At 66.9% G+C, this 26,921-nt stretch carries 24 protein-coding genes; 14 read left to right on the top strand and 10 right to left on the bottom strand.

Annotation, left to right across the window (positions count from 1 at the left end; all coding sequences use genetic code 11):
- Positions 1-50: 50 nt before the first annotated feature.
- From zipA to AC5P8D_RS01530, 7 genes are all read right to left on the bottom strand, one after another.
- On the bottom strand, positions 51-788 hold the full coding sequence (zipA, locus tag AC5P8D_RS01560) for a cell division protein ZipA (protein WP_010480476.1): 738 nt from the start codon (positions 786-788) through the stop codon (positions 51-53).
- Positions 789-834: 46 nt separating this feature from the next.
- Positions 835-4,338 (bottom strand): chromosome segregation protein SMC, encoded by a 3,504-nt coding sequence (smc, locus tag AC5P8D_RS01555; protein WP_241885307.1) that lies wholly within the window; start codon positions 4,336-4,338, stop codon positions 835-837.
- Between the two features lie 259 nt (positions 4,339-4,597).
- Positions 4,598-5,047 carry a 50S ribosomal protein L9 gene (gene rplI / locus AC5P8D_RS01550; RefSeq protein WP_043398478.1) on the bottom strand — a complete coding sequence of 150 codons (450 nt, stop codon included), beginning with the start codon at positions 5,045-5,047 and terminating at the stop codon, positions 4,598-4,600.
- Between the two features lie 105 nt (positions 5,048-5,152).
- Positions 5,153-5,383 (bottom strand): 30S ribosomal protein S18, encoded by a 231-nt coding sequence (rpsR, locus tag AC5P8D_RS01545; protein WP_002804494.1) that lies wholly within the window; start codon positions 5,381-5,383, stop codon positions 5,153-5,155.
- A gap of 11 nt (positions 5,384-5,394) precedes the next feature.
- The gene (gene rpsF, locus AC5P8D_RS01540) at positions 5,395-5,832 is read right to left on the bottom strand and encodes a 30S ribosomal protein S6 (protein ID WP_006452997.1); all 438 of its coding nucleotides are present in this window, start codon (positions 5,830-5,832) and stop codon (positions 5,395-5,397) included.
- A gap of 227 nt (positions 5,833-6,059) precedes the next feature.
- Positions 6,060-6,602: a CbrC family protein gene (locus AC5P8D_RS01535; RefSeq protein ID WP_049455467.1), complete on the bottom strand. Its 543-nt coding sequence runs from the start codon at positions 6,600-6,602 to the stop codon at positions 6,060-6,062.
- 94 nt (positions 6,603-6,696) lie between these two features.
- Positions 6,697-7,035 (bottom strand): HesB/IscA family protein, encoded by a 339-nt coding sequence (locus AC5P8D_RS01530; protein ID WP_006376495.1) that lies wholly within the window; start codon positions 7,033-7,035, stop codon positions 6,697-6,699.
- Between the two features lie 128 nt (positions 7,036-7,163).
- Between AC5P8D_RS01530 and asnS the strand changes: the two genes are divergently transcribed.
- The 12 genes from asnS to AC5P8D_RS01470 all read left to right on the top strand — a co-directional run bounded on the left by asnS (position 7,164) and on the right by AC5P8D_RS01470 (position 17,640).
- Positions 7,164-8,558, top strand: a complete 1,395-nt coding sequence (gene asnS / locus AC5P8D_RS01525; protein WP_043398473.1) for an asparagine--tRNA ligase — start codon at positions 7,164-7,166, stop codon at positions 8,556-8,558.
- A gap of 29 nt (positions 8,559-8,587) precedes the next feature.
- Complete coding sequence (locus tag AC5P8D_RS01520; protein ID WP_043398470.1) at positions 8,588-8,887, top strand: hypothetical protein; 300 nt, start codon at positions 8,588-8,590, stop codon at positions 8,885-8,887.
- A 7-nt stretch (positions 8,888-8,894) separates the two neighbouring features.
- Complete coding sequence (locus AC5P8D_RS01515; RefSeq protein ID WP_006453002.1) at positions 8,895-9,209, top strand: hypothetical protein; 315 nt, start codon at positions 8,895-8,897, stop codon at positions 9,207-9,209.
- A 7-nt stretch (positions 9,210-9,216) separates the two neighbouring features.
- Positions 9,217-9,855 carry an FMN-binding negative transcriptional regulator gene (locus tag AC5P8D_RS01510; protein WP_043398467.1) on the top strand — a complete coding sequence of 213 codons (639 nt, stop codon included), beginning with the start codon at positions 9,217-9,219 and terminating at the stop codon, positions 9,853-9,855.
- A gap of 72 nt (positions 9,856-9,927) precedes the next feature.
- Positions 9,928-10,590, top strand: a complete 663-nt coding sequence (gene can / locus AC5P8D_RS01505; RefSeq protein ID WP_010480460.1) for a carbonate dehydratase — start codon at positions 9,928-9,930, stop codon at positions 10,588-10,590.
- A gap of 19 nt (positions 10,591-10,609) precedes the next feature.
- Positions 10,610-11,131 carry a 3-hydroxyanthranilate 3,4-dioxygenase gene (locus AC5P8D_RS01500; protein ID WP_029379697.1) on the top strand — a complete coding sequence of 174 codons (522 nt, stop codon included), beginning with the start codon at positions 10,610-10,612 and terminating at the stop codon, positions 11,129-11,131.
- 138 nt (positions 11,132-11,269) lie between these two features.
- The gene (gene kynU, locus AC5P8D_RS01495) at positions 11,270-12,544 is read left to right on the top strand and encodes a kynureninase (RefSeq protein ID WP_043398461.1); all 1,275 of its coding nucleotides are present in this window, start codon (positions 11,270-11,272) and stop codon (positions 12,542-12,544) included.
- Positions 12,545-12,576: 32 nt separating this feature from the next.
- Positions 12,577-13,944, top strand: a complete 1,368-nt coding sequence (locus tag AC5P8D_RS01490) for an FAD-dependent oxidoreductase (RefSeq protein WP_414614844.1) — start codon at positions 12,577-12,579, stop codon at positions 13,942-13,944.
- The gene (gene sbcB / locus AC5P8D_RS01485) at positions 13,944-15,383 is read left to right on the top strand and encodes an exodeoxyribonuclease I (protein WP_495203013.1); all 1,440 of its coding nucleotides are present in this window, start codon (positions 13,944-13,946) and stop codon (positions 15,381-15,383) included. Before AC5P8D_RS01490 ends, sbcB begins: the two co-directional genes overlap by 1 nt.
- Positions 15,380-16,066: a DUF2461 domain-containing protein gene (locus AC5P8D_RS01480; protein WP_049436750.1), complete on the top strand. Its 687-nt coding sequence runs from the start codon at positions 15,380-15,382 to the stop codon at positions 16,064-16,066. The genes sbcB and AC5P8D_RS01480 overlap by 4 nt, the downstream gene beginning before the upstream one ends.
- The gene (locus tag AC5P8D_RS01475) at positions 16,066-17,046 is read left to right on the top strand and encodes an aldo/keto reductase (RefSeq protein WP_019337346.1); all 981 of its coding nucleotides are present in this window, start codon (positions 16,066-16,068) and stop codon (positions 17,044-17,046) included. The genes AC5P8D_RS01480 and AC5P8D_RS01475 overlap by 1 nt, the downstream gene beginning before the upstream one ends.
- A 42-nt stretch (positions 17,047-17,088) precedes the next feature.
- A complete protein-coding gene (locus tag AC5P8D_RS01470; RefSeq protein WP_414614848.1) occupies positions 17,089-17,640 on the top strand; it encodes a DUF2939 domain-containing protein in 552 nt (183 codons plus the stop codon).
- A 63-nt stretch (positions 17,641-17,703) separates the two neighbouring features.
- Here the strand turns inward: AC5P8D_RS01470 and AC5P8D_RS01465 are convergent, their stop codons facing one another.
- The 3 genes from AC5P8D_RS01465 to AC5P8D_RS01455 all read right to left on the bottom strand — a co-directional run bounded on the left by AC5P8D_RS01465 (position 17,704) and on the right by AC5P8D_RS01455 (position 24,741).
- Positions 17,704-18,648 carry a 5'-nucleotidase gene (locus AC5P8D_RS01465; protein ID WP_010480444.1) on the bottom strand — a complete coding sequence of 315 codons (945 nt, stop codon included), beginning with the start codon at positions 18,646-18,648 and terminating at the stop codon, positions 17,704-17,706.
- 47 nt (positions 18,649-18,695) lie between these two features.
- Positions 18,696-19,469, bottom strand: coding sequence for an NAD kinase (locus AC5P8D_RS01460; RefSeq protein ID WP_010480442.1), 774 nt, complete (start codon positions 19,467-19,469; stop codon positions 18,696-18,698).
- Positions 19,470-19,764: 295 nt separating this feature from the next.
- Positions 19,765-24,741, bottom strand: a complete 4,977-nt coding sequence (locus AC5P8D_RS01455; RefSeq protein WP_495203012.1) for an NAD-glutamate dehydrogenase — start codon at positions 24,739-24,741, stop codon at positions 19,765-19,767.
- Positions 24,742-24,991: 250 nt separating this feature from the next.
- Between AC5P8D_RS01455 and AC5P8D_RS01450 the strand changes: the two genes are divergently transcribed.
- Positions 24,992-25,648, top strand: coding sequence for a TetR/AcrR family transcriptional regulator (locus AC5P8D_RS01450; protein WP_019337349.1), 657 nt, complete (start codon positions 24,992-24,994; stop codon positions 25,646-25,648).
- Positions 25,648-26,916 (top strand): efflux RND transporter periplasmic adaptor subunit, encoded by a 1,269-nt coding sequence (locus AC5P8D_RS01445; RefSeq protein WP_010480436.1) that lies wholly within the window; start codon positions 25,648-25,650, stop codon positions 26,914-26,916. Before AC5P8D_RS01450 ends, AC5P8D_RS01445 begins: the two co-directional genes overlap by 1 nt.
- Positions 26,917-26,921 lie beyond the last annotated feature (5 nt).

Here is a 26,921-nt window from a genome sequence, read left to right as displayed (position 1 = left end):
CGCGGATCTACTGTTGTGGGTGCCGACCGTTGGTCGGCACGCCATGGCGCTTACCAGCGCGGGGTCTTGGTCAACGGCGGAGCCTGGTGCTGACGGTCATAGGCGCGCAGCTCGTCACGGATGTGCGCGATGCGCTGGCGCCCCAGGGCGTTGCGGCTGTCATCCAGCACAACGCCATCCAGCAGCTCGGCCATGCGCTGCACGGTCGGCAGCATTTTCTCCCAGGCATCCAGCGCGGTCAGCGGCGCCGGCAGGGTCAGGAAGAAGGCGATGGCTGGGGTCTCCATGGCACGGATGTTGGCCATGTCGAAGCTGCCCGGCTTCATGATGCTGGCCATCGAGAAGATCGGGCCGCGCTCGGGGTGGCCTTCCACCAGGCGGTGGAACACGTTCATGTGGCCGAACACCAGGCCGGTCTTTTCGGCCGCCACCACGATGTCTTCGCCACGCAGCTGTTCGCCGGCCCGAGCGGCCACGAACAGCGAGACGATCTTGTCGAAGTCCTGGGTGGCGCGCTTGCCGAGGTCGCTGGCGCCCGGATCGGTTTCGCCCAGGCCGAGTTCGGCCTGCTCACCTTCCGTGCCCATGCCCGGTTCGACGCGGCCATCGGCCACGGTGACGCCGTCTTCGCCCAGCACCGGCTCGCGGCGCTCGCCGCTGTTCGGTTCCGCGCTTTCCACGCGGCGGCCCTGGGGCTTCTTCTTCGGACGGCCAAACAGGAAGATCGCGGCGATCAACAGCAGGCCGGCGGCCAGGATGCCGATGCGCAACAGTGCCGTGTCGGACATTCGATAGGTTCTCCGGCTAGTTCATTCAGGTAACTAGGATGGCACGTCAGGCCGCGCCCGCCAATCGCGCGGCTTCTTCCAGGTCCACGCTGACCAGGCGGCTGACGCCCGGCTCGCGCATGGTCACGCCCGACAACTGGTGCGCGGCCTCCATCGTCGCCTTGTTGTGGCTGACGAACAGGAACTGCACCTTTTCGCTCATTTCCTTGACCATGTTGGCCAGGCGGCCGACGTTGGCTTCGTCCAGCGGCGCATCCACCTCGTCCAGCAGGCAGAACGGTGCTGGATTCAGCTGGAAGATGGCGAACACCAGCGCCACCGCAGTCATCGCCTTTTCGCCGCCGGACAGCAGCGAGATGCTGGACACGCGCTTGCCCGGCGGACGCGCCATGATGGTCACACCGGTGTCGAGCAGGTCTTCACCGGTCAGCTCCAGGTAGGCGTGGCCACCGCCGAACAGGCGCGGGTACAGCGCCTGCACGCCGGCGTTGACGCGGTCGAAGGTGTCCTTGAAGCGGCCACGGGTCTCGCGGTCGATCTTGCGGATCGCATCTTCCAGGGTTTCCAGCGCCGTGGTCAGGTCGGTGTGCTGCGAATCCAGGTAGTCCGAGCGCTGCGACGCCTCACCGTACTCGTGGATGGCGGCCAGATTGACCGGCTCCAGCCGGCGCATGCGGCCATCGATCTGGTGCACGGCCTGCTCCCAGTCGCCCAGGCGGGCATCCTCGGGCAGCGCATTGAGCACGTCCTGCAGTACGAAACCGGCCTTCTCCACCGCCCCCTGCAGGGTCTCCGCGCTGAGCACCAGCGCCTGCTGGTCCAGCTTGCGCTGCGAAATGCGTTCGCGCTGGGCCAGCGCCTGTTCGTCGCGCTGGTGGCGGGTCTGTTCGTAGTTGCGCAGTTCGGCATCGATGCCGTCCAGCAACGTGCGCGCCTCGGTCAGCACGCGGTCGGCGCGGACGCGCTCTTCCAATGCGTTCTGATGTTCGGCCTGCAGCGATTCGACCGGCGAATCGCCCTCATCCAGCTGCGAATGCAGTTCGCCCAGGCGCGAATCCAACTGCCCGCGCTGGGTACCCATGCGCTCCAACGCCTGGCTCAGTGAGGCCAGCTGCGCCCGCTGCGATTCCAGGGTCAGGGCCAGCGAGTGCGACCGCTCGCGCACCGCACGTGCAGCGTCGCGGGCCAGGTCGCGGGCCTCGGTCAGCTGGCGGCGCTCGCCCTCCAGCCGCTGCCGGGTCGATTCCAGGTCGCCCATGCTGCTGACCGCGTTCTCCAACCGCGAGCGCGCCTCACGCGCCTGCTCGTTGTTGGCTTCCAGCGTGTCCTGCAGCTGCTTCAGCTCACCTTCGATGCGGTCGATGCGCGTGCGCGCGGCCTCCACCTTGCCCTGCTGGCCCTGCAGCTGGCCAGCCAGCTCGGACACTGCACGATGGGCCTGGTACAGCGCGCGCTGCGCGTCTTCGCGCTGCTGCTCGGCCGCCTGCAGCTGCTCGCGGAACCCGCTCAGCTGCTCTTCCAGTTCGGCTTCGCGGTCCTGCAGCTGCTCGATCTGCTCGCGCAGCTCATTGATCTCGCGTTCGCGCAGCAGCGCGCCCTGCTGGGCCGCGCCGGAACGCGACACACGCAACCAGCCCTCGCCCAGGCGCTCACCGCCCTGGGTGATGATCGAATCGCCTTCCGGCAGGCTGGCCTGCAGCGCCTTGGCTTCGGCCAGATCCCTGGCACCGTGCAGGTGCGCCAGCAGGCGCCGGATCGCTGCCGGGCCACGCACGCGTGCAGCCAGCGAGGTCGGCGCGACCTTCAGGTCCGCGCCATCGTTGGCGACCAGTGCAATGTGGCCCTCGCCCAGTTCGCCCAGCGCGTCGACCAGGCTGGCCGGGTCATCGACCAGCACGCCTTCGATCAACTGGCCAAGCGCGCTTTCCACCGCGTTTTCCCAACCGGCATCAACATCCAGGCGTTCGCCGACACGCGCCGCCGAATCCAGCCCACGCGCCTTCAGCCAGGCCACGGCCGCGCCCTGCTCCTGGCCCAGCGCGGCCTGCTGCAGGGTTTCCAGCGAGGCCAGGCGGCCACGCAGGCCGTTGACCTGCTTGCGCAGTTCGGCCAGTTCGTTCTGGCCATTCCGCTGCTGCTCCTGCACGGCCGCCACGCCCTGCTTGCGCAGCTCGACGTCTTCGCTCAATTCATCCAGCGCGGTCTTCTGCGTGTCGTGCTGCAGGTGCAGCTGCTCGAAGGCTTCTTCCAGCGCATCCACGTCCAGGCCGGCGCGTTCGGTGGCCAGCGCTTCACGACGCCGGTCGGCGTCGAGGATCTGCTTGTCCAGGTAGTCCACGCGCGTGCGCTCGACGTCGCCGGCGCGCGAGGCCTCCGAACTCTGCGAGGTGTGCTGTTCCCAGCGCTGCTGCCAGCTCGCCAGCCGGTCTTCAGCCTCGCGCAGACTTTCCTGCTTGATCTCGTGTTCTTCCTGCAGTGCTTCCAGCTGCGGAGTGGCGGCCTCCACTGCCTCACGCAGCACCATCAGCTTCGCCTCGTCGCCACTGATGTGCTGGCCCAGTTCGGCCAATGCCTGACGGGTCTCGTCGCGTGCCTTGAGCAGGCGCTGCGACAGCTCGCGCTGGTGCTGGATCTGCTGTTCCAGGCGCGCCAGCGTGCTGCCGACCTGGTAGACCGCCGCCTGCGCGGTGTTGAGCGCATCGGCGGCCTCTTCGCGGCGTACCCGCGAGGTCTCGATGCGGGCCTCGGCGTCGCGTTGGTCGGCGATCAGCTGCTGCAGCTTGGTCTCTTCCTGCGACAGGCCTTCGCGCAGCTTCGACAGGCGTCCGTCGAGACCACGGAATTCCAGCGCCTTCCACTCGGCATCCTTGACCCGGCGCTCTTCCTGCAGCGCCTGGTACTGCTCGGCCTGCTTGGCTTGGCGCTTCAGGTGTTCGAGCTGCTTGCTGATCTCGTCGCGCAGATCACCCAGACGGTCCAGGTTTTCGCGGGTGTGGCGGATGCGGGTCTCGGTCTCCTTGCGGCGCTCCTTGTATTTGGAGATGCCGGCCGCCTCTTCCAGGTAGACGCGCAGGTCTTCCGGGCGTGCCTCGATGATCTGGCTGATCATGCCCTGCTCGATGATCGAGTAGCTGCGCGGGCCCAGGCCGGTGCCGAGGAACAGATCGGTGATGTCGCGGCGGCGGCACTTGGTGCCGTTGAGGTAGTAGTTGCTGGTACCGTCGCGGCTGACCGTGCGCTTGACCGAGATTTCGTTGAACGCGGCGTACTCGCCCGAGATCGTGTGGTCGGAGTTGTCGAAGATCAGCTCGACCGTGGCCTGCGAGACCGGCTTGCGGGCGTTGGAACCGGAAAAGATCACGTCGGTCAGCGAGTCGCCGCGCAGGCGGCTGGCCGAACTCTCGCCCATGACCCAGCGCACGGCGTCGATGATGTTCGACTTGCCGCAGCCATTGGGCCCCACCACGCCGGTCATGTTGGTCGGCAGGTGCAGGGTGGTCGGATCGACGAACGACTTGAAGCCGGACAGCTTGATCGTGGAAAGACGCATAGGGGTTCCGGACTGGGGCCGGCAAGCGGCCTGCGTTTACCCTCCAAGCCATTGATCCTGTTGGGATCGATGCCCGTGGAACGGGTGTGACGCCCTGAGTATACCGATGTGGCCGTGTTCTACGAATGGGCGTGGAACATTGTCCAGCCCCACCCCGTCGGCCAGAGGTGGTCCGACACCACGAAACGGAGCCATAAAACAAAACGGGCACCCTTGCGGGCGCCCGTTCTGCGGTGATGCCAGGCCTTGCGGCGTGGGATCAGGCTTCGGCGACGACGACAACCTTGACGGTGGTCTCGACGTCGGCGTGCAGGTGGATCAGCACGTCGTACTCGCCGATGTTGCGGAAGGCGCCTTCGCCCAGGATGACTTCGCTCTTGCTGACCGGCAGGCCGGCAGCGGTGAAGGCATCGGCGATTTCGCGGGCGCCGACCGAGCCGTACAGCTTGCCTTCGGTCGAAGCGTTGGCCGGGATGGTCACGCTCGCGCCGTCCAGCTTGGCCTTGCGGGCGTCAGCTTCGGCGTGGATGGCTTGGGCCTTGGCTTCGTACTCGGCGCGCTTGGCTTCGAACTCGGCCTTGTTGCTCTCGGTGGCCGGCACGGCCTTGCCCTGCGGCACGAGGAAGTTACGGCCGTAGCCCGGCTTCACGTCGACCAGGTCGCCCAGGTTGCCGAGGTTGGTGACTTTCTGCAGGAGGATCAGCTGCATGGTATTGCTCCAGATGAGTTATTCGTTAGCGAGGCGATGCCCCGCAACAAAGGCTGTCCGAATAGCTGGCACAGCGGGGGCGGCACCGGGCCGCCCCGCCGGGCATCAGACGTCGTGGTTGTCGGTGTACGGGATCAGGGCCAGGAAGCGAGCGCGCTTGACGGCGGTCGCCAGCTGGCGCTGGTACTTCGACTTGGTACCGGTGACGCGGCTCGGCACGATCTTGCCGTTCTCGGTCAGGTACTGGCGCAGGGTGTTGAGATCCTTGTAGTCGATCTCCTTCACACCTTCAGCCGTGAACTTGCAGAACTTGCGGCGACGGAAGAACTTGGACATGGGAAGGCTCCTTAGGCGGCAGAAGCGGCGTCGTCGCCGGCTTCGTTGTCAGCGGTGGTGGTGGACTCGCCTTCTTCGTCGTCACGACGACGGCGCTCACCGCGCTCCGGCTTGTCACCCTTCTCGTCCTTGCTCTTCATGATCAGCGACTGCTCGGTGTCAGCCTCGTCACGCTTGATGACCAGGTTGCGCAGCACGGCGTCGTTGAAGCGGAAGCTCTCGGTCAGTTCGTTCAGAACGGCCTGGTCGGCTTCGATGTTCATCAGCACGTAGTGGGCCTTCACCAGGTTCTGGATCGGGTACGCCAGCTGGCGGCGACCCCAGTCTTCCAGACGGTGGATGGTGCCGTTGCCGTTCTCGACCAGCGACTTGTAGCGCTCGATCATGGCCGGGACCTGCTCGCTCTGGTCCGGGTGGACCATGAACACGATTTCGTAATGACGACTCATGTTTTTTCTACCTTTCGGATGTGGCCTCGCGGCCGGACAGCCCCCCGCCGTTGAGACCGCGGTGGGGCAAGGGTTCCCGCCGGGTAGGCAGGAAGCCGCGCATTATGGCGCAGATGGGGTGGCCGGGCAACCCGCGGGCCACGAGGCAACCTGAACCGGGGGAGCACCCGGTGCCAACCAAGGTTGGCTGCTACCGGGCCCCGGGCGATCCATGACTCCGCCGGGAGCTATCCCAGGTCGACGTGAAGGCGATGCTGGCCGCATTCCAGGCACTGGAACAGGCAGCCGACCATCATCCCGTCCCGGCTCAGGTGCGCCAGCACCCAGTCGGCGTCGCGTGGATTGACCGCCGCCACATCGGGCCGGACCTGGTCGAGGATGGGCAGCAGGTCTTCGCTGCCGGCGAAGCCGAGGAAGGCGCAGGGCCGTTCGCAATGGCTCAACCAGACCGATTGCTGCCAGGACGAATAGCCCGGGGTGCGCTCGCAGATCTCCAGCAGCAGCTCACGGGCGATGGTCGGCGGCGGGTCGGCCGGATCCGGCGAAACCCCTTCAATATCGCTCCAGCCGGTGAATTCACCCTCGCAACTGGCCGCCGCCCTGCCGTCGGCAATACACCACGGGCACAGATACTCCGGCCGCAGGTGCGTGTAGAACGGCCCCCGGTAACGAAGCATCCGCGCCTGACCGCAGCAGTCACAGATTCCTTCGACCTCGTCGAAGGAGAGGGCGTAGGCGTTGGGGTGATAGGTGAAAAGCGGTCGTTCCATCCGTGGGGTCCCTGCCGAGCCCAGCGTGCCGGCCAAGGTCGGCACCTACCAGAGCACGCCTTGGCAGCGCAGGGCCATGCCCGGCGGCCGGCCGTCAGGCCTTGTCGGCGTCGGTGGTGAAGCTCTCGCCGCAGCCACACTCGGCGGTGGCATTGGGGTTGCTGAACGTGAACGTCTCGCTCAGGCCGTGCTTGCCGAAGTCGATCACGGTGCCGTCCACCAGCGCCAGGCTCTTGGCGTCGACGTAGATCTTCACGCCGTCCTGGTCGAACACGGTATCGCCCTCGCGCTCGTCGCGGGCCAGGTCGGTGATGTGACCCCAGCCGGAGCAACCGGTCTTGGTCACGCCGAAACGCAGGCCCAGCGCGCCGGGGGTCTGGGCGACGAAGCGCTGCACGCGCTCGAAGGCAATGGGGGTCAGGCTGACGGCCATGGGGCTACTCCAGAGGTACGGGGACATTATAAGGAGCCGTTGCCGCGAAAAATGCCTCGCAAGCAGAACGCTGCAACCGGTAAACTCCCGTGTTCACAGATCGAGTCGATCAGCAGAGGATTCAAGTCATGACGGTGGTCAGCGTTGAACATGCGCTTGCCGGGAAGATCCCGGAAGGCGGCGAAGTCACGGTACGCGGATGGGTGCGCACGGTGCGCGGTTCAGCGAATCTGGCTTTCGTGAATGTGAGCGACGGCTCCTGCTTCGCCCCGATCCAGGTCGTGGCCGGCGACGGCCTGGCCAACTTCGACGAGATCAAGCGCCTGACCAGCGGCTGCTCGGTCATTGCCACCGGCACCCTGGTGAAGTCGCAGGGCAAGGGCCAGTCGTTCGAGATCCAGGCCAGCGCACTGGAAGTGGTCGGCTGGGTCGAAGACCCGCTCACCTACCCGATCCAGCCCAAGCCGATGTCGCCGGAGTTCCTGCGCGAAGTGGCACACCTGCGCCCGCGCACCAACCTGTTCGGCGCGGTCACCCGCATCCGCAACTGCCTGGCCCAGGCCGTGCACCGTTTCTTCCACGAGAACGGCTTCAACTGGATCAGCACCCCGATCATCACCACCTCCGACGCCGAAGGCGCCGGCCAGATGTTCCGCGTGTCCACCCTGGACATGGTGAACCTGCCACGCGATGAGAGGGGCGCGATCGATTTCAGCCGCGACTTCTTCGGCAAGGAAACCTTCCTGACCGTGTCCGGCCAGCTGAACGTCGAGGCTTACTGCCTGGCGCTGAGCAAGGTCTACACCTTCGGCCCGACCTTCCGCGCCGAGAACAGCCACACCACCCGCCACCTGGCGGAATTCTGGATGATCGAGCCGGAAATCGCCTTCGCCGACCTGGCTGAAGACGCACGCCTGGCCGAAGAGTTCCTGAAGTACCTGTTCCGCGCGGTGCTGAACGAGCGCAGCGACGACCTGGCCTTCATCGCCGAGCGCGTGGACAAGAACGCAATCACCAAGCTGGAAGACTTCATCAACGCACCGTTCGAGCGCATCGACTACACCGATGCGGTCACCCTGCTGCAGAAGTCCGGCAGGAAGTTCGACTTCCCGGTCGAATGGGGCCTGGACCTGCAGACCGAGCACGAGCGCTGGCTGACCGAGGAACACGTCGGCCGCCCGGTGGTGGTGACCAACTATCCGGAGCACATCAAGGCCTTCTACATGCGCCTGAACGACGACGGCAAGACCGTCGCCGCGATGGACGTGCTGGCCCCGGGCATCGGCGAGATCATCGGCGGCAGCCAGCGCGAAGAGCGCCTGGACGTGCTGGATGCGCGCATGGCCCAGTTCGGCCTGGATCGCGAGCACTACAGCTGGTACCGCGATTTCCGCCGCTATGGTTCGGTGCCGCACGCCGGCTTCGGCCTGGGCTTCGAGCGCCTGGTGGTCTACGTCTGCGGGCTGTCCAACATCCGCGATGCGATCCCCTACCCGCGCGCCCCCGGCAGCGCGGACTTCTAAGCCCCACACGACCACGGAGGTACTGCCCCATGACCCTGTTCTTCGCCCTCTGTTTCGTCGGCGTTGCAGTGGCCGGGTTCAGTGCCTTCGTGATCTTCTGGCCGCTGACCCTGGTGCATGTGCGCGACCGCCATCCGGCGCTCGCCGAGCGCTTCGGCAGCGGCGCCTTCCTCAAGCCCGATGCCCTGGCCTGGCTGCTGCGCCGCGACTATCGCAAGCAGCCGGACCGCTCGCTGTCCGGGCTGGCGACGCCGGCCTGGGTATCGCTGCTGACCCTGCTGGCCGGACTGGGCATGGCCGCCCTGCTCTGGCTGGCCTCGCTCTGGTAACACACCCATGAATGACATCACCGCCTCGCGCGACAGCTGGTGGCTGGCCAGCCTCGGCAACACCCTGATCTGGGCGCGCCTGCGCGTGCGCCCGGCCGGCACCGCCGAAGTGCTCGACAGCGATGGCAACACGCTGAGCTATGACAGCGAAGACACCGCCCGTTCGCAGCTGTTCGACGCCGAGTTCGTCGAGTACGACGGCCTGGACGAAGAAGACGCGCTGGTGCGCGGCTTCAGCCTGCACGAAGTGCAGCCGCCGCAGGCCGACAGCGACGAGGGCCTGCGTGGCCGCATGATCCAGTCGCTGGGCGGGCGCGCCTGAACCCAGCATGTTCACCCCGCGCGCCTTCGCCGAGACCGACCTGCTCTGGCTGGACCGCCTGCTGGCGCGCGATCCATTCGTCACCGTGCTCACCCCCGGCAGCGATGGCCTGCCGGAGCTGACCCGGATGCCGGTACTGTACCGGCGTGACGGCGAACAGATCGAACTGCGCGGCCACTGGGCCCGCGCCAACCCGCAGTCGCGCCACAGCGGCGCGGCCAAGGTGCTGGTCGACGGCCCGCACGGCTATGTCTCGGCCAGCTGGTACCCGGACAAGGAACCTGCGGCGCGGGTGCCGACCTGGAACTACGCCGCCGCCGAACTGCGTGGCCAGCTGCAGACCTTCGACGACACTGATGCGCTGGCCGAACTGGTCGGTACGATCAGCGACCGTTTCGAAGCCAGTGTCGGCCAGGCCTGGCAGTTCGATGCCACGCGTGCCGAACACGGCCCGGAGCTGCGCGCCATCGTCGGCTTCCGTTTCCAGGTCGAGCAGGTGCAGCTCAAGCTCAAGCTGAGCCAGAACCATCCCGACGCCAACCAGCGCGCCGTGATCGCCGAACTGGAACAGCTCGGCACCCCCTCTTCCACCGAGTTGGCGCAGTGGATGCGCTGGCACCGCGAACAGGCCGCCCGCAGCGACTGAACGCCCCAGATTCCCGCGACGACGCAGCCGGATGGCTGCGGCGCGCCCCCACCCGACGCCAGGGACCCGTACATGAAAGACATCCACAAGCTGCTGCAGAACAACCGCGACTGGGCCGACCGCATCGAGAAGGAAGACCCCGAGTTCTTCCACCAGCTGGCCAAGCAGCAGCACCCGGAATACCTGTGGATCGGCTGCTCCGATTCGCGCGTGCCGGCCAACCAGATCATCGGCATGGCCCCGGGTGAAGTGTTCGTGCACCGCAACGTCGCCAACGTGGTCGCCCACACCGACCTGAACTGCCTGAGCGTGGTGCAGTACGCGGTGGACCAGCTGAAGGTGAAGCACATCCTGATCGTCGGCCACTACGGCTGCGGCGGTGTGCATGCCTGCCTGCACAACACCCGCGTCGGCCTGGCCGACAACTGGCTGCGCCATGTGGGCGACGTGATGCAGAAGCACACCGGCATCCTCGATGCGATCGAGACCGATGAGCTCAAGCACGCTCGCCTGTGCGAACTGAACGTGATCGAGCAGGTTGCCAACCTGTGCCGCTCGACCATCGTGCAGGATGCCTGGGCCCGCGGCCAGAAGCTGATGGTGCATGGCTGGGTCTACAGCCTGAAGGACGGACGCGTGCGCGAGATGGGCATCGACGTCGGTTCGCAGGAAGAGCTGCAGCCGGCGTATGAAAAGGCCCTGTCCTACATTCCGCGCAAGGGCAAGCGCGACTGATCCCTTACGGATGACCACCATGCTCGCTTCGCCGATCAACCTGCACGCCTGGATCGAAGAAAACCGCCACCTGCTGAAGCCACCGGTGGGCAACAAGATGATCGACAACGGCGACTTCATCGTGATGGTGGTGGGCGGGCCGAACTCGCGTACCGACTTCCACTACGACGAAGGCCCGGAGTGGTTCTACCAGCTCGAAGGCGAGATGGTGCTGAAGGTGCAGGAAGACGGCGCGGTGCGCGACATTCCGATCCGCGCCGGCGAGATCTTCCTGCTGCCGGCAAAGGTGCCGCACTCGCCGCGGCGTCCGCCCGGTGGCATCGGCCTGGTGGTCGAGCGCAAGCGCCTGCCGCATGAGATGGACGGTGTGATCTGGCATTGCGAACACTGCAACCACAAGCTGCACGAAGAGTACTTCCCGCTGCAGAACATCGAAACCGACCTGCCCAAGGTGTTCGCGCGTTACCACGCCAGCCTGGAGCTGCGTACCTGCAGCCAGTGCGGGCACGTGGATCCGCTGCCGGTGCCTGCGGCGGGCTGAGCACCTGCCCCTGTAGAGCCGAGCCCATGCTCGGCTTCGTGGCCCGGCAGCCGAGCATGGGCTCGGCTCTACAGGTTCGGCGGCAGGCACGCCGCCAAGCGCTACACTGGCGGTCCCGTTGCAGCCTGTTGCCCGACCATGTCCGACCTGCTCAGCCGCACCCACGCCATCGCCCTGGACGCCGCCGATCCGCTGCGCCCGCTGCGCAATGAATTCCTGATTCCGCGCCATGGTGGCGGCGAGCAGACCTACTTCGTCGGCAACTCGCTGGGGCTGCAGCCGCGTGGCGCACAGGCGGCCGTGCAGGAAGTGATGAAGCAGTGGGGCGAGCTGGCCGTGGAAGGCCACTTCACCGGCCCGACGCAGTGGCTGTCCTACCACCGTCTGGTGAGCGCGCAGCTGGCCCGCGTGGTTGGTGCGCTGCCCAGCGAGGTGGTGGCGATGAACACGCTGAGCGTGAACCTGCACCTGATGATGGTCAGCTTCTACCGCCCAACGGCCGAGCGCCCGGTGATCCTGATGGAGGCCGGTGCATTCCCGACCGACCGTCATGCGGTGGAAGCACAGATCCGCTTCCATGGTTTCGACCCGGCCGAGTGCCTGGTGGAAGTGCAGCCGGACGAGGCCAACGGCACGATCTCGCTGGCCGCGATCGAGCACGCCATCGCCGAACACGGCCCGCGCCTGGCGCTGGTGCTGTGGCCGGGCGTGCAGTACCGCACCGGCCAGGCTTTCGACCTCGATGCGATCACCCGTGCCGCCCGCCTGCAGGGCGCACGCATCGGCTTCGACCTGGCGCACTCGGTCGGCAACCTGCCGCTGCGCCTGCATGACATCGCACCCGACTTCGCCGTGTGGTGCCACTACAAGTACCTCAACAGCGGCCCTGGCGCGGTTGCCGGCGCCTTCGTGCACGAGCGCCACCATCGCGACACCAGCCTTCCGCGTTTCGCCGGCTGGTGGGGCCATGAAGAGTCCACCCGCTTCCAGATGGCACCACAGTTCACCCCGGCCATCGGCGCCGAAGGCTGGCAGCTGAGCAACCCGCCGATCCTCGGCCTGGCACCGCTGCGTGCCTCGCTGGAGCTGTTCGAGCGTGCCGGCATGGAGGCGCTGCGCAGCAAATCGCTGGCACTCACCGGCATGCTCGAAGCACTCGTACGCGCGCGCCTGCCGCAGGTGCTGGACATCATCACCCCGGCCGACCCGCAGCGTCGCGGCTGCCAGTTGTCGCTGCGCGTGATCGGGGGCCGCGAACGTGGCCGCGCACTGTTCGAACACCTGCGCGGCATCGGCGTGCTCGGCGATTGGCGCGAACCCGACGTGATCCGTATTTCGCCCACCCCGCTCTACAACCGCTACCTGGACGTGCACCACTTCGTCGAGGAAGTGGAAGCCTGGGCCGGCCTCTAAGCCGGCCCCTTCCCCTACTGCTGGACAGTTCGTTGATCGCACACGCTTCCCGCTCGTTGAGCATTATCGGTGCCGGCCTTGCCGGGTCCCTGCTGGCCATCCTGCTGTCACGCCAGGGCTGGCGCATCACCCTGTACGAGCGCCGCGGCGATCCGCGCGTGGCCGACTACGAGAGCGGCCGCTCGATCAACCTGGCGCTGGCCGAGCGTGGGCGCAATGCGCTGCGCCAGGCCGGCGTGGAAGACGAGGTGATGGCGCGCGCGGTGATGATGCGCGGGCGCATGGTGCACCCGCGCGAAGGCGAACCGCAGCTGCAGCGCTATGGCCGTGATGACAGCGAAGTGATCTGGTCGATCCACCGCAGCGACCTGAACACCACGCTGCTGGAACTGGCCGAACAGGCAGGGGCCACCGTGCATTTCCATCGCCGCCTGCACACCGTTGATTTCGATGCCGGCTACGCCCGCTTCATCGATGACCGGGATGACAGCCCGCACGACATCCGCTTCGACACCCTGATCGGTGCAGACGGTGCCGGTTCGGCGCTGCGTGCGGCAATGAACCGGCGCGCGCCGCTGGGCGAGGACATCGCCTTCCTCGATCACTCCTACAAGGAGCTGGAGATTCCGCCGGCCGAAGACGGGGGCTTCCGCATCGAGCGCAACGCGCTGCACATCTGGCCACGCGGCCACTACATGTGCATCGCCCTGCCCAATCATGAAGGCACCTTCACCGTCACCCTGTTCCTGCCCAACCAGGGCGATCCCAGCTTTGCCACGATCAATACCGGTGCGCAGGCCGAGGCGCTGTTCGCTCGCGAGTTCGCAGACGCGCTGCCGCTGATCCCGAACCTGCGCGTGGATTGGGAACAGCACCCGCCGGGCCTGCTCGGCACGCTCACCCTGGAGCGCTGGCACCAGCAGGGCCGCGCCGTACTGATCGGCGACGCCGCGCATGCAATGGTGCCGTTCCACGGCCAGGGCATGAACTGCGCGTTCGAGGATTGCGTTGCGCTGGCCCGTCACCTGATGGAGGCGGATGACCTGGAAAGTGCGTTCGCTGCGTTCGAGGCCGAGCGCAAACCCAATGCACGCGCGATCCAGCAGATGGCGCTGGAGAACTACCTGGAAATGCGCGACCGCGTGGCCGATCCCTCGTTCCTGCTGCAGCGCGAACTGGAGCGGGAACTGCAGCGGCGCTGGCCGACCCGCTTCGTCCCGCACTACACGATGGTCACCTTCCTGCACACGCCGTACGCCGAAGCGCTGCGCCGCACCGAACTGCAGCGCGATTTGCTGGCGGCGGCCACGGTCGGCCACGAGTCGCTGGACAACATCGACTGGGCGGCGCTGGAAGCGCAGATCCACGCGCAGCTACCGGTCCTGGAGGGTGCGCACTGATGGCTGACAGCTTCCTGTTCTACGACCTGGAAACCTTCGGCCAGGATCCACGGCGCACCCGCATCTCGCAGTTCGCCGCCATCCGCACCGACGCCGGCCTCAACGAGATCGACGCGCCGGTCAGCTTCTTCGTGCGCCCGGCCGACGATCTGCTGCCCTCGCCGATGGCCACCCTGGTCACCGGCATCACCCCGCAGCAGGCACTGGCTGAAGGCATCAGCGAAGCCGAAGCCTTCGACCGCATCAACGAACAGCTGTCGCGCCCCGGCACCTGCGCGCTGGGTTACAACACGCTGCGCTTCGACGATGAATTCGTCCGCTACGGGCTGTTCCGCAACTTCCACGACCCGTACGAACGCGAGTGGCGCAACGGCAATTCGCGCTGGGACCTGCTGGACATGCTGCGGCTGATGCGCGCGATGCGTCCGGACGGCATCCAATGGCCGCTGCGCGAAGATGGCGCCACCTCGTTCAAGCTCGAGCACCTGGCCGAAGCCAACAACGTGCGCGAGGGTGATGCGCACGAAGCGCTGTCCGACGTGCGCGCCACGATCGGCATGGCACGGTTGTTCAAGCAGTCGCAGCCGCGGCTGTGGGAGTACGCGCTGAAGCTGCGCGACAAGCGCTTCGTCGGCAGCCTGCTGGACGTCACCGCGATGAAGCCGGTGCTGCACATTTCCATGCGCTACCCGGCCAGCCGCCTGTGCGCGGCGCCGGTGCTGCCCTTGGCCGTGCATCCCACCATCAACAACCGGGTGATCGTGTTCGACCTGGACGGCGACATCGACGACCTGCTGGCACTGCCGGCCGAGATGATCGCACAGCGCCTGTACATGCGCGCCAGCGAGCTGCCCGAAGGCGTGGCACGGGTGCCGCTGAAGGAAGTGCATCTGAACAAGGTGCCGGCGCTGATTGCCTGGAACCACCTGCGCGCCGATGACCACGCGCGACTCGGGCTGGACGTGGCCGCGATCGAGGCCAAGGTCGAGCGCCTGCGCGCGTTCGCCCCGCAACTGGCCGAGAAGGCGCGCCAGGTCTACAACCAGCCCCGCGCCGCCACCGTGGCCGACGTCGATGCCTCGCTGTACGACGGCTTCCTCGGCAACGGCGACAAGCCGCTGCTTGCGCTGGCGCGCACCACCGCGCCGGAGCAGTTGGCCGCGCTGGAAGGCCGCTTCCGCGACCCGCGCCTGCCCGAACTGCTGTTCCGCTACCGCGCGCGCAATCATCCCGACAGCCTCGCGCCGCCTGAACGCCAGCGCTGGCAGGATTACCGCCGCCAGCGCCTGCTCGGAGACGGCGGCCTGGGCGAACTCAACCTGCCCCAGTACCAGCAGCAGCTCGATGCACTGGCCGCCGAAGCGCCCGATGACACCCGGCGCCAGGCCCTGCTGCAATCGCTGCGCGACTGGGGCCAGCAGCTGCAGGAGACCTTGTGAGTACCTATTTCTCGGACGCCAGCTTCAAGTTCCTGCGCAGCCTGGCGCGGCATAACGAAAAGGCGTGGTTCAACGATCACCGCCAGCAGTATGAAGACCACGTCCGGCAGCCGTTCCTGCGCCTGCTGGGTGACCTGCAGCCAGCGCTGGCGGAGATCAGCGACCACTTCCGCGCCGATACCCGTGGCGTCGGTGGCTCGCTGTTCCGCATCCACCGCGACGCGCGCTTCTCCAACGACAAATCCCCGTACAAAACCTGGCAGGGTGCGCGCCTGTTCCATGAGCGCCGCCGCGAAGTGGCCGCGCCTTCGTTCTACGTGCACCTGCAACCGGGCGAGAGCTTCGTTGGCGCCGGCCTGTGGCATCCAGAACCGGAGACCCAGCGCCGCGTGCGCCACTTCATCCTCGACAACCCGGGCAGCTGGAAGGCGGCCGCGCATGCTCCCGCGCTGCGCAAGCGCTTCGACTTCGAGGAGAGCGAAAAACTGGTGCGTCCACCGCGCGGCTTCCCGGCCGATTTCGAGTTCATCGACGACCTCAAGCATCGCAACTGGGTGATGTGGCGCTCGCTGGACGACGCCACCATGACCGGCCCTCGCCTGCTGTCCACGCTCGGCAGGGATCTGGCAGGGCTGGGCCCGTTCGTCGACTATCTGTGCGCGGCGCTGGACCTGGAATTCTGATGCCGTTGGCGCACCAACGCCGCACGCTGGGCCGCACCGGGCTGGCGGTTTCGCCGGTGGGCCTGGGCTGTTCCGGCTTCTGGGGGCATCGCCGGTTCCCGGAACAGTCGGCCGCGCACGTGGTCGAGCATGCACTGGCACAGGGCGTCAACCTGTTGGACACCGGTCACAACTACTCCGGTTTCCACGCCGAGCCGCGGCTGGGCCGCATCCTGCGCCCGTTGCTGAAGCGATACCCGCGCGAGTCGCTGGTGATCTCCAGCAAGGGCGGCACGCTGACCGGCCAGGCCGGCATCAGCGGCGCCGAGCAGCGCAATTTCTCGCCCGCCGCCATCACCGCCAGCTGCGAAGCCTCGCTGCGCAACCTCGGCCTGGATTACCTCGATATCTACCAGCTGCACGGTGCCAGCCAGCACGACATCAACGATGACCTGCTGGCCGCACTGCAGCGGCTGCGCGAACGCGGGCTGATCCGGCACACCGGCATCAATACGCACACGGCGTCGACCCTGTGCTGGATGATCGACCATCCCATGCTGTTCGATGTGGTGCTTCTGGACTACAACGCCCTGCAGCAGGACCGTGAACCGCTGATAGACCAGTTGCACGCGGCGGGCATCGGCGTGCTCGCCGGCACCGTGCTGGCGCAGGGCCATCTGCTGCCGTCACGCGCCCGCCTGCCGCGCCCGGCCGACGCCTGGTACCTGGCCAGAGCCTGGCTCAAGCCAAGCAGCCGCGCACTGATGCACAGTGCACGCCGGATGCGCCACGCCATCGCTACCATCCGCAGCCAGCGCCCCGCCCAGACCGCGTTTGCCTACGCCCTGGGCCATCCCGGCGTGGCCAGCGGCATCCTCGGCACCACCCGCACCGTCAGCCTGGACGAAGTGCTGGCGACGCGGCTTGAGGCACTGACCGCAGCCGAACGCCAGCAGCTGGTGAACGCCTTCGGTGATGGGCGCGGATCACCCAGTCATTGAGTCTTCACCCCATGCCGCTGCGGTTGCGGCAGTCTGTGCGGCATGAAGAAACTCACTGTACTCGTTGTGCTGCTGGTCCTGGCCTTGGCCGCCTGGTGGTTCGGTGGCCCCTACATGACCGTGCGCGGGCTGTCCCAGGCCATTGAACAGCGCGACACCGCGCGCCTGGAGCGCTACGTGGATTTCCCGCGCGTGCGCAGCAGCCTGCGGGCGCAGCTCAACGACTACCTGGTGCGCCAGGCCGGCCCGGATGTGGCGGCCAGTCCCTTCGGTGCCCTGCTGTATGGGTTGGGCGACCAGCTAGGCGGTGCCGCGGTGGACACCATGGTGACCCCGACCGGTATCGGCGCGATGCTGCAGGGCCACGTGCTGTGGAAGCGCGGCCGCAATGAACTGCAGGGCGGCGATGCCTTCGGCCCGACCGAGCCGGCGCGACCGCTGAAGCATGCCGAGCATCATTTCGAAGCGCTGGACCGCTTCGTGATCGATGTCGATCGCGGCCCCGGCCAGGCGCCGATGAAGGTCGTGCTGGAGCCGCAGGGCCTGCGCTGGAAGGTGGTCGACCTGCAGCTGGGGATGTCGGTCACGCATTGACCGGTAGATGCCCACCTTGGTGGGCATGGATCCAAGGCAGTGCCAACCAAGGTTGGCACCTACTCAGCCTTCGTTGGCGACGCCGTGCGGTACGTGGCCGGCGGCCACGTGCTCGCGGGCGCTGTCGATGTTGTGCTGCGAATCATCGAAGAAGATGTCGGCGCCGAACGCCTGCAGGAACGGGCCCTTGTGGCGGCCGCCGAGGAACAGCGCCTCGTCCAGGCGCACGCCCCACTCGCGCAGGGTGCGGATCACCCGCTCGTGCGCCGGTGCCGAGCGTGCGGTCACCAATGCGGTGCGGATCGGTGCGCTTTCGCCGGCCGGGAAGACTTCCTGCAGCGTATGCAGGGCCGACAGGAAGCCGCGGAACGGGCCGCCACTGAGCGGTTCCCGGGCACGTTCGCGCTCGTGGCGGCCAAACGCTTCCACGCCCTGCTCGCGCGAAATGCGCTCGCTCTCATCACCGAAGATCACCGCATCACCGTCGAAGGCGATGCGCAGCTGCCCGGCCGGGCGGGTGATGTCGATCTGATCGGCTGCCGCCGCGGCGGTTTCGCCGGGCGGCTTGGGCAGGATGGTGGCCGCAGCGATGCCATGGCGCAGCGCGCTGCGCACTGATTCCGGGTTGGCCGACAGGAACAGGTCGGTGCCGAACGGCTTCACGTAGGGCCAGGTCGGCTCGCCGGCGGTGAACGTCGCGCGGATGATGCCAAGGCCGTAGTGCTGGATCGAGTTGAAAATGCGCAGGCCGGTATCGGCCGAGTTCCGCGACAGCAGGATCACCTCGACCCGCGGGTTCTCTGGACTGGCGCCCTGGTTCAGTGCCAGCAGCTTGCGCACCACCGGGAACGCCACACCCGGGCCGAGGATGTCGTCTTCGTGCTGACGCTGGAACTCGGCATAGGCCGCCACGCCATCGCTCTCGAACAACGCGTGGCTTTCCTCGAGGTCGAACAGCGCGCGCGAGGTCACCGCGACGGTCAGCAAACGGGGGGAGTTGTCGCCCATCGGTGGGGGTCCTTCAAGCGGTCGGCAAGGCCGGCCGCCTATTGTCCTCAAAAAACGAACTGTTCGCTCAGGATCCGGTCTTCCAGATTGTGCTCCGGGTCGAACAGCAGGGTCACGCGGCGGTCCTTCGACTCGCGGATGGTCACCTCGACCACGTCGCGGGTCTCGTGCGAATCGGCGGTCACGCTGACCGGACGCTTGTACGGATCAAGCACGCGGAAGCGCACTTCGGTATCCGCCTTCAGGATCGCGCCGCGCCAGCGCCGTGGGCGATAGGGCGCCAACGGCGTCAGCGCGATGGTGTGCGAGCCCAGCGGCAGCACCGGGCCATGCGCGGAATAGTTATAGGCGGTGCTGCCGGCCGGGGTGGCCACCAGCACGCCGTCGCCGATCAGTTCAGCCACGCGCTCCTGGCCGTTCAGGTCGATGCCGATATGCGCGGCTTGCCGGGTCTGCCGCAGCAGCGAGACATCGTTGTAGGCCAGCGAACCGGTACTGGTGCCCGATTCGGTCAGCGCGACCATTTCCAGCGGGCGCAGGTTGGCCGGTTCGGCGCGCGCAATGCGGGCCTGCACGTCATCGTCGCCACGGTACTGGTTCATCAGGAAACCGACCGTGCCCAGCTTCATGCCGAACACCGGCTTGCCCAGGTGCCCGTGCCGGTGCAGGGTCTGCAGCATGAAGCCGTCGCCACCCAGCGGGCACAGTACGTCGGCCTGCTCCGGCGTGTGATCGCCATAACGCGAAATCATCGCCGCGCGAGCCATCTGCGCAGGTTCGGTGGTGCTGGCCAGGAAAGCGATGCGGGGGGTGTCGCTCATCGGTGGATCCGGGGGGAAGGCATGAGGGAGAGCATAACCGAGCGCCGGAGGTTGGACTCCGCTGGGCGGATGACCGGCCCGTCCGCCGGGACACGCCGTAAACCCATCCCTGGGGGCTCGGTCGCGCCATCCATGGCGCTCACGGTCCCGGCGGACGGGCCGGTCATCCACCTGACAGGTCGACGGCCGGCGTCGGGTCAGTGATCGCAGAATAGACAGGCAAAAACAGAACGGCCCCGCTTTCGCGGGGCCGCTGTGTTTCACGCATGCCGGGCAGCGCCCGGCGTTACATCACTTACGCACCATGCGCGGCCAGCTGGCCCAGGCGCTGGACTGCGACCGAAACGGTCGGGTAGTCCAGGGTCTTCTGCTCGGCCAGTTCGGCCAGCATCGCCAGGGTGAAGCGCAGGCTGTTGTCGTCACGGCCCATCCAGGCTGCGACCTTGGCCTCCGCGCTGCTGCCCTTGGTGCCCAGCACCTGGCCGGCCAGGTTGCGGTGGTTGGCCGCCAGTTCGTCACGCAGCACGCCACGTGCCACGGCGTGCCAACGACCGTTGACCTCCAGCGCGTCGACCTGCTCGAACAGCCACGGCAGCTGCAGGGCATCGCCCAGGCGGAAGTGGACCTTGGACACGTCCACCGGCTTCAGCTTGCGGGTGCGGGCCAGTTCGATGATGTCGAACGCCGGCTCCAGGAAGTGCAGTTCGGCCAGCTGCTGCGCCAGCGCGGACGGCAGGCCCTTTTCCTTCCACTCGGCCACCAGGGCTTCGTAGGTCGGACGCTGCGAATCCGGCAGCACACCCGAAGCAACGCGGATGTCGTTGAACGGACCCTGGTAGCGGTTGACCGCTTCGGTGATGCCCGGCATCGCACCCGGGCGCGACAGCAGCCAGCGCACGAACGAGCGCTGCAGCTTCCAGATCACTTCCAGCGCATCGATCTGCACCGACTCCGGCACCTTGCCGTCGAGGGCATCGATCTGCGCCCACAGCGCGCGTGCATCCAGCGTTTCGCGGCTGATGGTGTAGGCCTTGGCGACCTCGGCGATGGAACGGCCGGTGTCTTCCTGCATGCGCATCAGGAAGGTAGCGCCCATGCGGTTGATGGTCTGGTTGGTCACGGCCGTGGCGATGATTTCGCGCTTCAGGCGGTGACGCTCCATCGCGTCGGCGTACTTCTTCTGCAGCGGGGTCGGGAAGTAGCGCTGCAGTTCCTTGGACAGGTACGGATCTTCCGGGATGTCCGAATCCAGCAGCTGGGCGAACGCCACCAGCTTGGAGTAGGACAGCAGCACCGACAGTTCCGGACGGGTCAGGCCCTGGCCACGTGCCTTGCGCTGGGACAGCTCGGCGTCGGACGGCAGGAACTCGATCTGGCGGTCGAGCAGCCCCTGCTGTTCCAGGGTACGGATGAAGTGCTGCTTGGAACCCAGGCGCTTGACCGCCATCCGCTCCATCAGGCTCAGCGCCTGGTTCTGGCGGTAGTTGTCGTTGAGCACCAGCTCTGCGACTTCATCGGTCATCGAGGCCAGCAGCTTGTTGCGCTGCTCGACGGTCAGCTTCTTGGCCCGCACCACATCGTTGAGCAGGATCTTGATGTTGACTTCGTGGTCGGAGGTGTCGACACCGGCCGAGTTGTCGATGAAGTCGGTGTTGAGCAGCACGCCGGCCTGCGCGGCTTCGATGCGGCCCAGCTGGGTCATGCCCAGGTTGCCGCCCTCGCCCACTACCTTGCAGCGCAGCTCGCCACCATTCACGCGCAGCGCGTTGTTGGCGCGGTCGCCGACATCGCTGTGCTGCTCGCTGGCAGCCTTCACGTAGGTACCGATGCCGCCGTTCCACAGCAGGTCGACCGGTGCCTTCAGGATCGCGCTCATCAGATCGTTCGGCGACAGCGCCTTGACGTTGTCGTCCAGGCCCAGCGCTTCGCGCACCTGCGGGGTGATCTCGATCGACTTCAGGCTGCGCGGATAGACGCCGCCGCCCTTGCTGATCAGCTTGGCGTCGTAGTCCGCCCAGCTCGAACGCGGCACGGTGAACAGGCGCTCACGTTCGACGAACGTGGTGGCCGCATCCGGGTTCGGGTCCAGGAAGATGTGGCGGTGGTCGAACGCGGCGACCAGGCGGATGTGGCGCGACAGCAGCATGCCGTTGCCGAACACGTCGCCGGACATGTCGCCGACGCCGACCGCGGTGAAGTCCTGGCTCTGGCTGTCACGGCCCAGCGCACGGAAGTGGCGCTTGACCGACTCCCACGCACCACGTGCGGTGATGCCCATGCCCTTGTGGTCGTAACCGACCGAACCACCGGAGGCGAACGCATCGCCCATCCAGAAGCCGTGCGCGATGGCCAGGCCGTTGGCGATGTCGGAGAAGGTCGCGGTGCCCTTGTCGGCGGCCACCACCAGGTACGGATCGTCCATGTCGTGGCGCACGACATCCACCGGCGGCACGATCTTGTTGTTGACGATGTTGTCGGTGATGTCCAGCAGGCCCTGGATGAACAGCTTGTAGCAGGCCACGCCGTTGGCGAAGATCGCATCGCGATCGCCATTCACCGGCGGCATCTTGGCGAAGAAGCCACCCTTCGCGCCGACCGGCACGATGACGGTGTTCTTGACCATCTGCGCCTTGACCAGGCCCAGCACTTCGGTACGGAAGTCTTCGCGACGATCCGACCAGCGCAGGCCACCACGGGCCACGGCGCCGAAGCGCAGGTGGGTACCTTCCACGCGCGGGCCGTAGACGAAGATTTCGCGGTACGGGCGCGGCTTCGGCAGGTCCGGCACCAGCGCGGAATCGAACTTGAAGCTGATGACATGGCCGTGCTGGCCGTTGGCATCGGTCTGGTAGTAGCTGGTACGCAGGGTCGCGTCGATCACATCCATGAACGAGCGCAGGATGCGGTCCTCGTCCAGGCTGGACACGCGGTCCATCAGCTTCAGCAGCGCATCGCGCGCAGCCTGCATCTGTGCGTCGCGGTCACCCTTGCGGGCGTCGACCACGGTCTTGAGCACCTTCAGGGTGGCGTCGTCGCCAGCAGCCAGCACATCGAAGTGGGCCTTCAGCTGGGCCTGGCCGGCAGCGATGTCGTCCTTGCTCTCGTGGCCGGTGGCCGGATCGAAGCGCGCTTCGAACAGCTCGACCAGCAGGCGGGCCAGCAGCGGGTAGCGCGCGAAGGTGCCTTCCACGTAGGCCTGCGAGAACGGCACGCCGGTCTGCAGCAGGTACTTGCAGTAGCCACGCAGCATGGCGACCTGGCGCCAATGCAGGCCGGCAGCCAGCACCAGGCGGTTGAAGCCATCGTTCTCGGCATCGCCGTGCCAGACGCGGGCGAAGGTCTCGCCGAAGGCTTCATCGACGCTGGCGGCATCGATCGCGCCGGCGGTCGATTCGACCTCGAAGTCCTGCACGTACACCGGCGCGTTGTCGACCGACAGGCGGTACGGACGCTCGGCGATCACGCGCAGGCCCATGTTTTCCATCATCGGCAGCGCATCCGACAGCGGAATGTCGTCCAGCTGGCGATACAGCTTCAGGCGCAGGCCGTCGCCGCTTTCACGCGGCACGGCCTGCAGGCTCAGGCGCAGGTCGTCCGGGCCGGTCAGGGCGTCGAGCTGGCTGACATCGTTGGCGGCAACCGCGGTGCTGTTGTCTTCGATGTAGCCGGCCGGCAACGCCTTGCCGATGCGGGCGGCGATGCGCAGGCCTTCGGTCTCGCCATGGCGGGACACCAGCGCTTCGCGCAGGTCGTCCTGCCAGTTGCGCAGCACCTGGGCCAGCTTCTGCTCCAGTTCGGCGGTATCGACGTCGAGCATTTCACCCGGCTTCGGGCGCACGATCAGGTGCACCTGGGCCAGCGGCGATTCGCCCAGCACCACCGAGCTGTCCACGTACTCGCCGTGCAGCGCTTCCTTCAGCATCGCTTCGATGCGCAGGCGCACGTCGGTGTTGAAGCGCTCGCGCGGCAGGTAGACCAGCGCGGAAATGAAACGGCTGTACTTGTCGCGGCGCAGGAACAGGCGGCTGCGCACGCGCTCCTGCAGGCCCAGCACGCCCATCGCGGTGCGGAACAGTTCGTCCTCGCTGGACTGGAACAGTTCTTCGCGCGGCAGGGTTTCCAGGATGTGGCGCAGGGCCTTGCCGCTGTGGCTGGCCGGGGCCAGGCCCGACTGCTTCATCACGTGCTCGTGGCGCTGGCGCACCAGCGGGATTTCCCACGGGCGACGGTTATAGGCGCTGGAGGTGAACAGGCCGAGGAAGCGCTGCTCGCCGATGATCTTGCCCTTGGCGTCGAACTCCAGCACGCCGATGTAGTCCATGTAACCGGCGCGGTGCACGCGCGAACGGGCATTGGTCTTGGTCAGGATCAGCGCGTCCTTCAGCCCGGACGTGGTGTTCAGGCCCTGCGCGGCCAGGGTCTTGACCGGACGGGCGGCGGACTTGTCCTTGCCGCGCATCAGGCCCAGGCCGGTGTCGTTCAGCGGCGCCAGCACGTCTTCCTTGCCCTGCTTCTCGACGCGGTACTCGCGGTAGCCGAAGAAGGTGAAGTGGTTGTCGGCGGCCCAGCGCAGGAACTCCTGTGCTTCCTTGCGCGACGCGTCGTCGACCGGCAGCTGGCGGCTGCCCAGGTCGTCGGCCAGTGCCAGCGCCTTGTCCTTCATCGGCTGCCAGTCGCGCACGATCGCACGCACTTCGTCCAGCGCCTTGTTGATGGCCTGTTCGATGGCGGCCATGGCGTCGGCCGGCTGGCGGTCGATCTCCAGCAGCATCACCGACTCGGCATCGCCTTCGCCGACCTTGACCAGCTTGCCGGCCTTGTCGCGGGTAAAACGCAGCACCGGGTGGCCCAGCACGTGGACACCCACGCCCTGTTCGGCCAGCGACATGGTGACGGTGTCGACCAGGAACGGCATGTCGTCGTTGACGATCTGCAGCACGGTGTGCGGCGACTCCCAACCGTTGCCCTTCGCGGTCGGATTGAACACGCGGACGTTGGCCTTGCCGGCCTTGCGGGCACGGGCGAATTCCAGCGTCTCAGCCGCGAGAGCGGCCCACTCTTCAGCGCTGTGGTGCGGGAACTCGTCCGACTCCATGCGCTTGTAGAAGTCAGTGGCAAATGCCACTGCTTCGGCCTGTGCGGCCGCGGGGTAGCGCTTGCGCAAGGCCGTGTACACCGGCTCCAGGGAGAAACCAGCGGTCACTGCGACCTCCGCTTCTGCTGGTTTGGTCTTGTTTTTCACGGTCTTGGCTGCGGTTTTTTGCGGTTTCATGGCAGAGCGATGCGCTTGCTCAGTTGGGAAAATGAAATTGTAGCCCTACCGCACGAAAAGGCCTTGCTGCAGGACGGAATAACCAGATTCGGGTTTGCTGCGGTTTAGACGCCTATTCAGTTCGCACCGGTATGGTGCTGGCGCCCGCTTCAGCACTGCCGACAGGATCGGCAAAGCGTGTTACCGGAAGACACACGCGGCGACACCGATTCGATTCCACAATCCTGAACTGGACGGTATAGTCCACCGCGTGAATCCGGCCTACCTCCCCGTTGCCCTCGACGCACGCGATGAGCGCGTGTTCGATGCCGTGCGCGAGCTGCTGGCCCAGCAGGGCATGCAGATGAGCATGGATGCGGTGGCCCAGCACGCCGGCTGCTCCAAGCAGACCCTGTACTCGCGTTACGGCAGCAAGCAGGAACTGCTGCGCCGGGTGATGCAGCGCCACGTGGGCCACGCCACCGGCGCCATGGTTCGTGCACTCCGCACTGACGACCTGCGTGCCAGCCTGCTCCAGTTCGCCACCGACTTTCTGGAGCACTTCAACCAACCGCACGTGGGCCAGGCCTGTCGGCTGATCGCCGCCGATGCATCCCAGTTTCCCGAAGAGGCGCGTACGCTGTACCGGCATGGTGCCGGCGCGCTGACGCTTCATCTTGCTGAATGGATTGAAACCGTTTGCATGCGAGGCCAGCTCCGGCATGACGACCCGCACTTCATGGCCGAACTGCTGCTGAGCATGATCGCCGGTCAGGATTTCGACAAACAGCGCTTCCATACCCCCCATCGTGATGACGCGCAGCTGCGTCGGCGCTGGGCAGAGTTCTCCGTCGACAGCTTCCTGCGCGCCTTCGCGCCTCGGCCGTCGCCGGCCCCGTCTTCAAACCAACCCCGGAGTTCCTCCTGATGACCGCCCCACTCCGCACCCTTGCCTTGACGTGCGCCGTTGCTGTCGCGCTGGCTGCCTGCAAGAAGCCGGAACAGCAGACGCCCCCGCCGCCGGAGGTGGGCGTGATCGACGCCAAGCCGCAGACCCTGCCGCTGCAGCGTGAGCTGGTCGGCCGCCTGTCGCCGTTCCGCAGCGCCGACGTGCGTGCGCGCGTGCCGGGCGTACTGCTCAAGCGCGTCTACCAGGAAGGCTCCCAGGTCAAGCAGGGGCAACCCCTGTTCCTGATCGACCCGGCGCCGCTGCGTGCCTCGCTCAACGCCTCCGAGGCCCAGCTGGCTTCGGCCCGCGCCACCTACGCCAATGCCAAGGTGGCCGCCGACCGCGCCCGTTCGCTGGCGCCGCAGCAGTTCGTCTCCAAGTCCGACCTGGACAACGCCGAATCGGCCGAACGCACCGCGCTGGCCGCGGTCAAGCAGGCCGAAGCGGCGGTGACCTCCTCACGCATCAGCCTGGGCTATACCGAAGTGACCGCACCGATCAGTGGCGTGGCCAACAAGCAGCAGGTCACCGAGGGCGCACTGGTCGGCCAGGGCGATGTGACCCTGCTGACCACCGTCGACCAGCTCGACCCGCTGTACGTGAACTTCTCGCTGAGCGTGGATGAGCTGACCCAGCTGCGTGCGCAGCAGGCCAAGGGCGCGCTGGCGCTGTCGGGTGACGGCAAGGCCACGGTCAACGTCAAGCTGGCCGACGGCACCACTTACAGCGAGCCGGGCACGCTGGACTTCTCTTCGACCACGGTCGACCCGGCCACCGGCGCGGTGTCGCTGCGTGCGCTGCTGCCGAACCCGCAGCAGATCCTGCTGCCGGGTGCCTTCGTCAGCTTCCAGGCCAACCTGGGCGAGCGCAACAACGCCTACCTGGTGCCGCAGCAGGCACTGCTGCGTGACACCACCGGCGGCTACGTGATGGTGGTCGGTGCCGACGGCAAGGTCATCCGCAAGAACGTGAAGACCGACGGTGCGCAGAACGGCAACTGGCTGGTCAGCGACGGCCTGGCCGCCGGTGACAAGGTGATCGTGGCCGGCGTGCAGAAGGTCAAGGAAGGCGCACCGGCAGTCGCCAAGCCGTGGACCCCGGGGCAGGACGCCAACGGCAAGCCTGCCGCAGGCGGCGCCGCTCCGGCGGGCGCGGCACCGGCCGCAGGCAAGGCACCGGCCGACGCGGCCAAGCCCGAGCAGGCCGATGCGGCCAAGCCGGCAGCCACCGATTCGAACAAGCAGTAACGGGA

This window comes from Stenotrophomonas sp. YJH_SMC_101-4, from assembly GCF_059370395.1.
The sequence above is the reverse complement of the archived record's forward strand: the minus strand, read 5'-3'. Positions and strand labels throughout refer to the sequence as shown.